Raw genomic sequence first — 6,935 nt, forward strand, 5'->3', positions numbered from 1 at the left:
GGCACGGTCGAGTTTCGCGACGGCCGCATGGTAGCCTCCATCGGCGGCAAGGACGTCGAGATCCTGAGCAGCTTGAACGGTCAGGCAAATTGGGCGGCGATGAACAGCAATGCGACGCTGTCGGCAACCGGCATCTGGCGGGGCGAAAGCGTCGCGCTGGACGTCGCCTCGGCCAAACCGCTTGTGCTGTTTGCCGGCGGCACGGCGCCGCTGACACTGTCCTTCAAGGCGGCGCCCGCCACCTTCTCGTTCGACGGCACGGCCAGCATGTCTGAAAATACCTATTTCGACGGTCAAGCGAAGTTCTCGGCGCCCTCGCTGCGGCGTGTCCTGGAATGGTCGCAGGCCGGCATCGCTCCGGGTGCGGCGATCGGCTCGGTCAGCATTTCGAGCAAGATCACCGCGACCGGCGGGCGCGTCAAGTTCGACAACACGGCGATTGCACTCGACAACAATCCGGGGATGGGTGCGCTGGACCTCTCGCTTGGTGAAGCACAACCGGTGATCTCCGGCACGCTCGCCTTCGACACGCTCGACCTCAGATCGTTTCTGTCGGCCTTCACCCCGCTGGTGCCGACCGGAGGGGCGGGGCCTGGCGAAATCGACACAAGTTTCGCCGACAAGATCAATCTCGATCTCAGGCTGTCGGCGGCGCACGCCACGGCGGGGCCGATCCAGCTCGCCGACGTCGCCGCCACGGCCCAGGTCAAGGATGGTCTGTCCGTCTTCGACATCTCCGATGCCTCGGCCTTCGGCGGCAACATCCAGACCAGCCTTCGCTTCGATCGCAAGCCGGAAGGCTCGCAGGTCGAAATCCGCCTTCTGGCGTCCGACATCGACGGCGGTGCTTTCGGCACGGCGGCAGGGATGACGCGGCTGGTGCCGGTCGGCACGGGCACCGTCTCGGTGATCCTCAAGGGGCCGGGCAGAACCTGGGATTCCATCTTCGACAATGCCGACGGCTCGGTCTCGGCGACCTTCGGGCCGGGTGCGTTGAGCAAGCTCAACCTGCCGGCCTTCCTCAAACATACCGAACAGGGCGGCTTCTTCGCGCTCGACGATGTCTCCGACGCAACATTGCCGATCGACGGTGCCGAGATCAAGGCCACCATTTCGAAGGGCGTGGCGCGAATCGACAAGGCCGAGGCCAATTCAGCGAAGTACAAGATCTGGCTGTCCGGCATCGCGTCCTACGCCGGGCGCGGACTGGCCTTGTCCGGCGGCGTCATTCAGCCTGACCAGGCGGCAACGCAGGCCAACGGCCAGCAAGGCCCCAACCAGTCGTCGTTCTTCGTCGGCGGAACCTGGAGCACGCCGTTCATTTCCCCGATCAGCCGCGGCGTTTCCGGGGAATAAGGGGTCGCGTTTTCATCTTCAACCGCGCTGCGCGGCCTGCTCGTCGAGCTGGCGCTGCACCTCACGCCGCTTGTTGGCAAGCGAGGCGATGATGACGCCGATCGCCACGACGGCGATCAGGATGGTGCAGGCGGCGTTGATTTCCGGCGTCACGCCGAGGCGAACCTGGCTGTAGATCTTCATCGGCAGCGTCGTCGCGCCCGGCCCGGAGGTGAAGCTGGCAATGACCAGATCGTCGAGCGAAAGGGTGAAAGCCAGCATCCAGCCGGAGACGATCGCCGGCATGATGACCGGCAATGTGATCTGGAAGAAGGTCTTCACCGGCGTTGCGCCAAGATCCATCGCGGCTTCTTCCAGCGAGCGGTCGAAAGTCATGAGCCGCGACTGCACGACCACGGCGACGAAGCACATGGTCAGCGTGATGTGGGCGAGCGTCACGGTGAGGAAGCCGCGGTCGAGCCCGACGGCGACGAAGAGCAGCAGCAGCGACAGGCCGGTGATGACTTCCGGCATGACCAGCGGCGCAAAGACCATGCCGGAAAACAGCACCCTGCCCTTGAAGCGCGTGTAGCGGGTCAAGGTGAGTGCCGCCAGGGTGCCCAGCACCGTCGCAACCGTGGCCGAGATCAGGCCAACACGCGCCGTCACCCAGGTCGCGTCCATGAGACCCTGGTTGTGGAATAGCGAGACGTACCATTTGGTCGAGAAACCGCCCCAGACCGTGACCAGTTTCGATTCGTTGAACGAGAAGACGATGAGCAGCACGATCGGCAGGTAGAGAAAGGCAAAGCCAAGCACGATCGAGGTGATGTTGAAGCGGCTCCAGGTGGCGTTCATGAGGTCACCTGTCCATTTCCTGAGCGCGCGCCTGAGCCCGCTGGAAGAGCATGATCGGCACGATCAGCAGCAACAGCAGGATGACGGCCACGGCCGACGATACCGGCCAGTCGCGATTGGCGAAGAACTCGTTCCACAACGTCTTGCCGATCATCAGCGTCTGCGATCCGCCGAGCAGATCGGGAATGACGAATTCGCCGACGGCCGGAATGAACACCAGCAGACAACCGGCGATGACGCCGGGCAGCGACAGCGGGAAGGTGATTTTCCAGAACGCACTGGTCGGCGGGCAACCGAGATCCTTGGCCGCCTCGATCAGCGAATAGTCCATCTTCTCGAGCGCGGAATAGAGCGGCAGCACCATGAACGGCAGGTAGGAATAGACGATGCCGATGAAAATCGCCGTATAGGTGTTGAGGATGATCAGCGGCTGGTGGATGATGCCGGTGGCGAGCAGCAGCTGATTGAGCAGCCCTTCGGGCTTGAGAATGCCGATCCAGGCGTAGACGCGGATCAGGAACGAGGTCCAGAACGGCAGGATGACCAGCATCAGCAAGGTCGGGCGGATCGTCGCCGGCGCGCGCGCCATGCCGTAGGCGATGGGGTAGCCGACGAGCAATGTCAGGACCGTCGAGACCGCGGCGATGATGACGCTGGTCACATAGGCGTTGAAGTAGAGCGCGTCCTGCGTCAGCCAGGTGTAGTTGTCGAGGCTGAGCTGTTTCAGCTGAGCCAGGAACCCTGAGATACCGCCGCTGAAATCGAGCGCCGGCGTATAGGGCGGAATGGCGATCGCCGTCTGCGACAGCGAGATCTTGAAGACGATGACGAACGGAATGAGGAAGAAGAACAGCAGCCAGACATACGGGATGATGATGACCAGTCGGCCAACGAAGGCAGCACCCAGCCTGGCAAGGATGGATCTGCCGGCATTGGATGCCGGAGAGGCTGATGCTGTGGTGACGGCGGCGCTCGACATGGTCGCCCCCTACCGCGTCAGCACGACGCCGGCGTCGGGCCGGAAGGAAACCCAGGCGCGGTCGTTCCAGCTCAACGGATCCTCGGTGATGCGGGCCGCGTTCATGGTGCTGGCGCGCACCACCTGGCCGTCGTCCAGCCTGACATGATAGACGGTCATGTCGCCGAGATAGGCGATGTCGTAGACCTCGCCCTCGATGGCGTTGACGGCCTCGGCCGGCTTCTTCGACGACACCTTGATCTTTTCGGGCCTGATGGCGAAGGTGACGGCCGTCCCAGCCCCGGCGGTGCCGGCATTGTCGGTGCGGATGGTGATGCCGTTGCCGGCGTCTATGCTGGCGCTGCCCGCCTCGCCACGCGCGATCTTGCCCTCGAACATATTCACGTTGCCGACGAAGCCAGCGACGAAACGCGATCCCGGCGCCTCGTAAACTTCGGCCGGCGTTGCCACCTGCATCACCTCGCCCTTGTCGATGATGGCGATGCGATCGGCCATGGTCATCGCCTCTTCCTGGTCGTGGGTGACGACGACGAAGGTCAGGCCGAGATTCTGCTGCAGGTCCATCAGTTCGAACTGCGTCTCTTCGCGCAGCTTCTTGTCCAACGCGCCGAGCGGCTCGTCGAGCAGCAGCACCTTCGGCCGCTTGGCGACCGAGCGGGCGAGCGCGACGCGCTGGCGCTGGCCGCCGGACAGTTGATGCGGCTTGCGCTTGGCGAACTGCTCGAGCTTGACCAGCTTCAGCATCTCGGCAACGCGCGATGCGATTTCGGGCTTCGGCATGCCGTCCTGCTTGAGGCCGAAGGCGATGTTATTCTCGACCGTCATATGCGGGAACAGCGCATAGGACTGGAACATCATGTTGACAGGCCGCCGGTAGGGCGGGATGCCGCGCAGATCCTGGCCATCGAGCAGAATGCGGCCGGCTGTCGGCTCCTCGAAGCCGGCGAGCATTCTGAGCAGCGTCGACTTTCCGCAACCGGAAGCACCGAGCAGCGCGAAGAACTCGCGCTCGAAGATGGTCAGAGACAGATTGTTGACGGCGGTGAAGTCACCGAACTTCTTGGTGACGTTGTCGAACTGGATGTACGGCTTGGCGTTCGGGTCGTTCCACGGTGCAAAATCCCTGCGGATGCTGCCAAGCGATTTCATGTCCCACTCCGTCCTGATTTTCTTGCTTCTTGCCCCAGGTAAAAACGGTCCCGGCAGGTGGCTGCCGGGACCGTGTCGGATTGCTTACTGGCCGGTGACGATCTTGGTCCAGGTGCGCGTGATGACGCGCTGGGTCTTGGGATCGTATGGCGAGACGGTGTAGAGCTTTTTTATGGTCTCGGCATCGGGATAAACCGAGGGATCCTCCAACAGTGCCTTGTCGACGAATTGCTGCGAAGCCTTGTTGCCGTTTGCGTAGAGCACGTAGTTCGACGACTTGGCGATAACTTCCGGCTTCATCATGTAGTTGATGAACTCGAGCGCCTCTGCGACATGCGGCGCGTCGGCAGGGATCGCCATCTGGTCGAACCACATCTGCGCACCCTCCTTCGGCACGGAATAGCCGATCTCGACGCCCTGCTTGGCCTCGACCGCGCGGTTGCGGGCCTGGAACACGTCACCCGACCAGCCGACGGCCAGGCAGATATCGCCGTTGGCGAGCGCGTTGATGTATTCGGAGGAATGGAACTTCCTGATATAAGGTCGGACCTTGAGCAAGGTCTCCTCGGCCTTGGCGATATCGTCGGGCGATGTGCTGTTCGGGTCGAGGCCGAGATATTTCAGTGCAGCCGGAATGATGTCGGCCGGCGAGTCCAGCACGTAGACGCCGCAGTCCTTCAGTTTGGCCAGGCTGTCGGGATTGAAGAAGACATCCCAGCTGTCGATCTTGTCGGTGCCGAGCGCCGCCTGCACCTTCTTGATGTTGTAGCCGATGCCAACCGTGCCCCACATGTAGTTGACCGAGTATTCGTTGCCGGGGTCGTACTTGGCAGTGCGTTCCGAAACCGTATCCCACATGTTGGAGATGTTGGGCAGCTTCGACTTGTCGAGCTTCTGGAACACGCCGGCCTGGATCTGGCGCGCAAGGAAATTGCCGCTGGGCACGACGACGTCATAGCCGCTGCCGCCGGCAAGCAGCTTGGTCTCAAGGATTTCGTTGGAATCGAAGGTATCATAGACGACCTTGATGCCGGTTTCCTTGGTGAAATCGTCGATGATCGAACTGTCGATGTAGTCCGACCAGTTGAAGACGTTGACGACACGATCTTCGGCGTGACCGCCGACGGTGAAAAATGTCAGGAATGCCGACGTTGCCGAAAGCCAGAGCGCTTTGCGGATCATGCTATTCTCCTTTGATGAGTGTTCCTTCACCGGCTCGTCGCGACATCAGCGCGACCGGCATTTTCTTCAGACTATTGAGCTTTCCAAGGGGCGACAAGCGCGAACTGCCGAGACCATGCAGGCGGTTGGATGCGATGGTTGGATGCCCCTGAGGCGGCCTGGGAGGCGTGCCAATACCGTCAGAGGCTTTCGCCATGGCGCGGGCAGAGATACGACGATATGGTCCGGTCCCGATCGGACCGGCTGGGAGACTTGGCAAGATACGCCTGTCTTGTTGTTGCCGTATTCCCAGCCTGCCCGTGCCGCAGCGACGTTGTCAATGGCAAAGCTGCAGGCCGCTTCAATTAGGTGACGGCACCCCGGTGACCCCTGCGCGTTCGGGCCTTGCCTGGCGCTTGAATTCGAGCCCGATATGGACGAGCAGCGCCGTGACCACAACCGCGCCGCCGATGATGGTGCGCCCCGACGGCACCTCGGAATGAATGAGCCAGACCCATATCGGGCCGAGGATCGGCTCGAACGTGCCGAGCAGCGCCGCGATGGCCGCCGGGATCAGTCGCGCGCCGGTGGCGAAGAAGGCCAGGCCGAGGCCGAGATTGACCACGCCGAAGGCAAACAGAAAGCCCATGTCACTGCCAGATACGGCGAGGGTCGATGCCTGCGAGACGGCAAAGCCGGCCGCGAGCATGGTGCCGAGGCACGTCGCCGGCGTCATGCGCACGCCGGAGAACCGCCGGGTGATGACGGTGGCGACCGAAAACATGACCGCGATCAACAGCGCCAGCCCATCGCCCATGGGCGAGACGGCGCCATCGAGCGATTCCGACACCATGATGGCGACGCCGGTGATGACGGCGGCGATTGCCACCCAGGTCGCGACACCAACCCTTTCGCGAAACAATGCCCAAGCAAACAGCGCCGCCAGCAACGGCACGCCTGCCTGCATCAAAAGGATGTTAGCGACGGTGGTGTAGGCGAGCGCCACGACGAAGGCGGTCGATGCCGTGGCAAAGCAGATCCCGACGGCAAGGCCGGGCAACCCCATGTCGCGGAACAGCTTCAGCATGCCACGCCAGCCGTCACGCCAAACCATGAAGCAGACCAGGAAGGCGGCTGCCCACACGGATCGCCAGAAAATGACCGTCCAGCTGTCACCGACAGTGATGAAGCGGGCGATGGCGCCGCCGAAACTCCACATCAGCGCCGACAGGAAGACCAAAAGCATGCCGACGCGCTCCTCGCGCGGCGAGACGGCTGGCGATGCGACGATCGGCGATGCGGTATCGATCATGGCTGCCACTGTCGGGCTCTTGTGGACGGGACGATGCGCAAGGGACGACAAAAAGATGCTCTGTTGGCGTAACGCAAAGGCGCAGGCCGGAACTGAGCCAGCGGCCGCCGACAATTGTGGCACCTTCCTCCATTTCAGAAG

6 protein-coding genes are annotated in these 6,935 nt (G+C 62.6%); 1 reads left to right on the forward strand and 5 read right to left on the reverse strand.

Going from position 1 to position 6,935, the window contains the following annotated elements:
- Positions 1-1,356 (forward strand): AsmA family protein (locus EN925_RS16775; RefSeq protein ID WP_164894243.1); only part of this gene is annotated, 1,356 nt, incomplete at its 5' end.
- A gap of 18 nt (positions 1,357-1,374) precedes the next feature.
- Here the strand turns inward: EN925_RS16775 and EN925_RS16780 are convergent.
- The 5 genes from EN925_RS16780 to EN925_RS16800 all read right to left on the reverse strand — a co-directional run bounded on the left by EN925_RS16780 (position 1,375) and on the right by EN925_RS16800 (position 6,794).
- Complete coding sequence (locus EN925_RS16780) at positions 1,375-2,193, reverse strand: ABC transporter permease subunit (protein WP_013530251.1); 819 nt, start codon at positions 2,191-2,193, stop codon at positions 1,375-1,377.
- A gap of 4 nt (positions 2,194-2,197) precedes the next feature.
- Entirely contained in the window at positions 2,198-3,172 is a 975-nt protein-coding gene (locus EN925_RS16785) for an ABC transporter permease subunit (RefSeq protein WP_063170075.1), read from the reverse strand.
- A gap of 9 nt (positions 3,173-3,181) precedes the next feature.
- Positions 3,182-4,321, reverse strand: a complete 1,140-nt coding sequence (locus tag EN925_RS16790) for an ABC transporter ATP-binding protein (RefSeq protein WP_013530249.1) — start codon at positions 4,319-4,321, stop codon at positions 3,182-3,184.
- Between the two features lie 84 nt (positions 4,322-4,405).
- Complete coding sequence (locus tag EN925_RS16795; protein WP_013530248.1) at positions 4,406-5,503, reverse strand: polyamine ABC transporter substrate-binding protein; 1,098 nt, start codon at positions 5,501-5,503, stop codon at positions 4,406-4,408.
- 340 nt (positions 5,504-5,843) lie between these two features.
- Positions 5,844-6,794: a DMT family transporter gene (locus tag EN925_RS16800; RefSeq protein WP_127365728.1), complete on the reverse strand. Its 951-nt coding sequence runs from the start codon at positions 6,792-6,794 to the stop codon at positions 5,844-5,846.
- Between the last annotated feature and the right edge of the window lie 141 nt (positions 6,795-6,935).

The organism is Mesorhizobium sp. M7A.F.Ca.US.006.04.2.1, assembly GCF_004022915.1.
Lineage (GTDB): Bacteria > Pseudomonadota > Alphaproteobacteria > Rhizobiales > Rhizobiaceae > Mesorhizobium > Mesorhizobium ciceri.

Coding starts and splice junctions, on each gene's coding strand:
- EN925_RS16780 (WP_013530251.1), bottom strand. CDS start 2,193: ATGAACGCCACCTGGAGCCGCTTCAACATCACCTCGATCGTGCTTGGC.
- EN925_RS16785 (WP_063170075.1), bottom strand. CDS start 3,172: ATGTCGAGCGCCGCCGTCACCACAGCATCAGCCTCTCCGGCATCCAAT.
- EN925_RS16790 (WP_013530249.1), bottom strand. CDS start 4,321: ATGAAATCGCTTGGCAGCATCCGCAGGGATTTTGCACCGTGGAACGAC.
- EN925_RS16795 (WP_013530248.1), bottom strand. CDS start 5,503: ATGATCCGCAAAGCGCTCTGGCTTTCGGCAACGTCGGCATTCCTGACA.
- EN925_RS16800 (WP_127365728.1), bottom strand. CDS start 6,794: ATGATCGATACCGCATCGCCGATCGTCGCATCGCCAGCCGTCTCGCCG.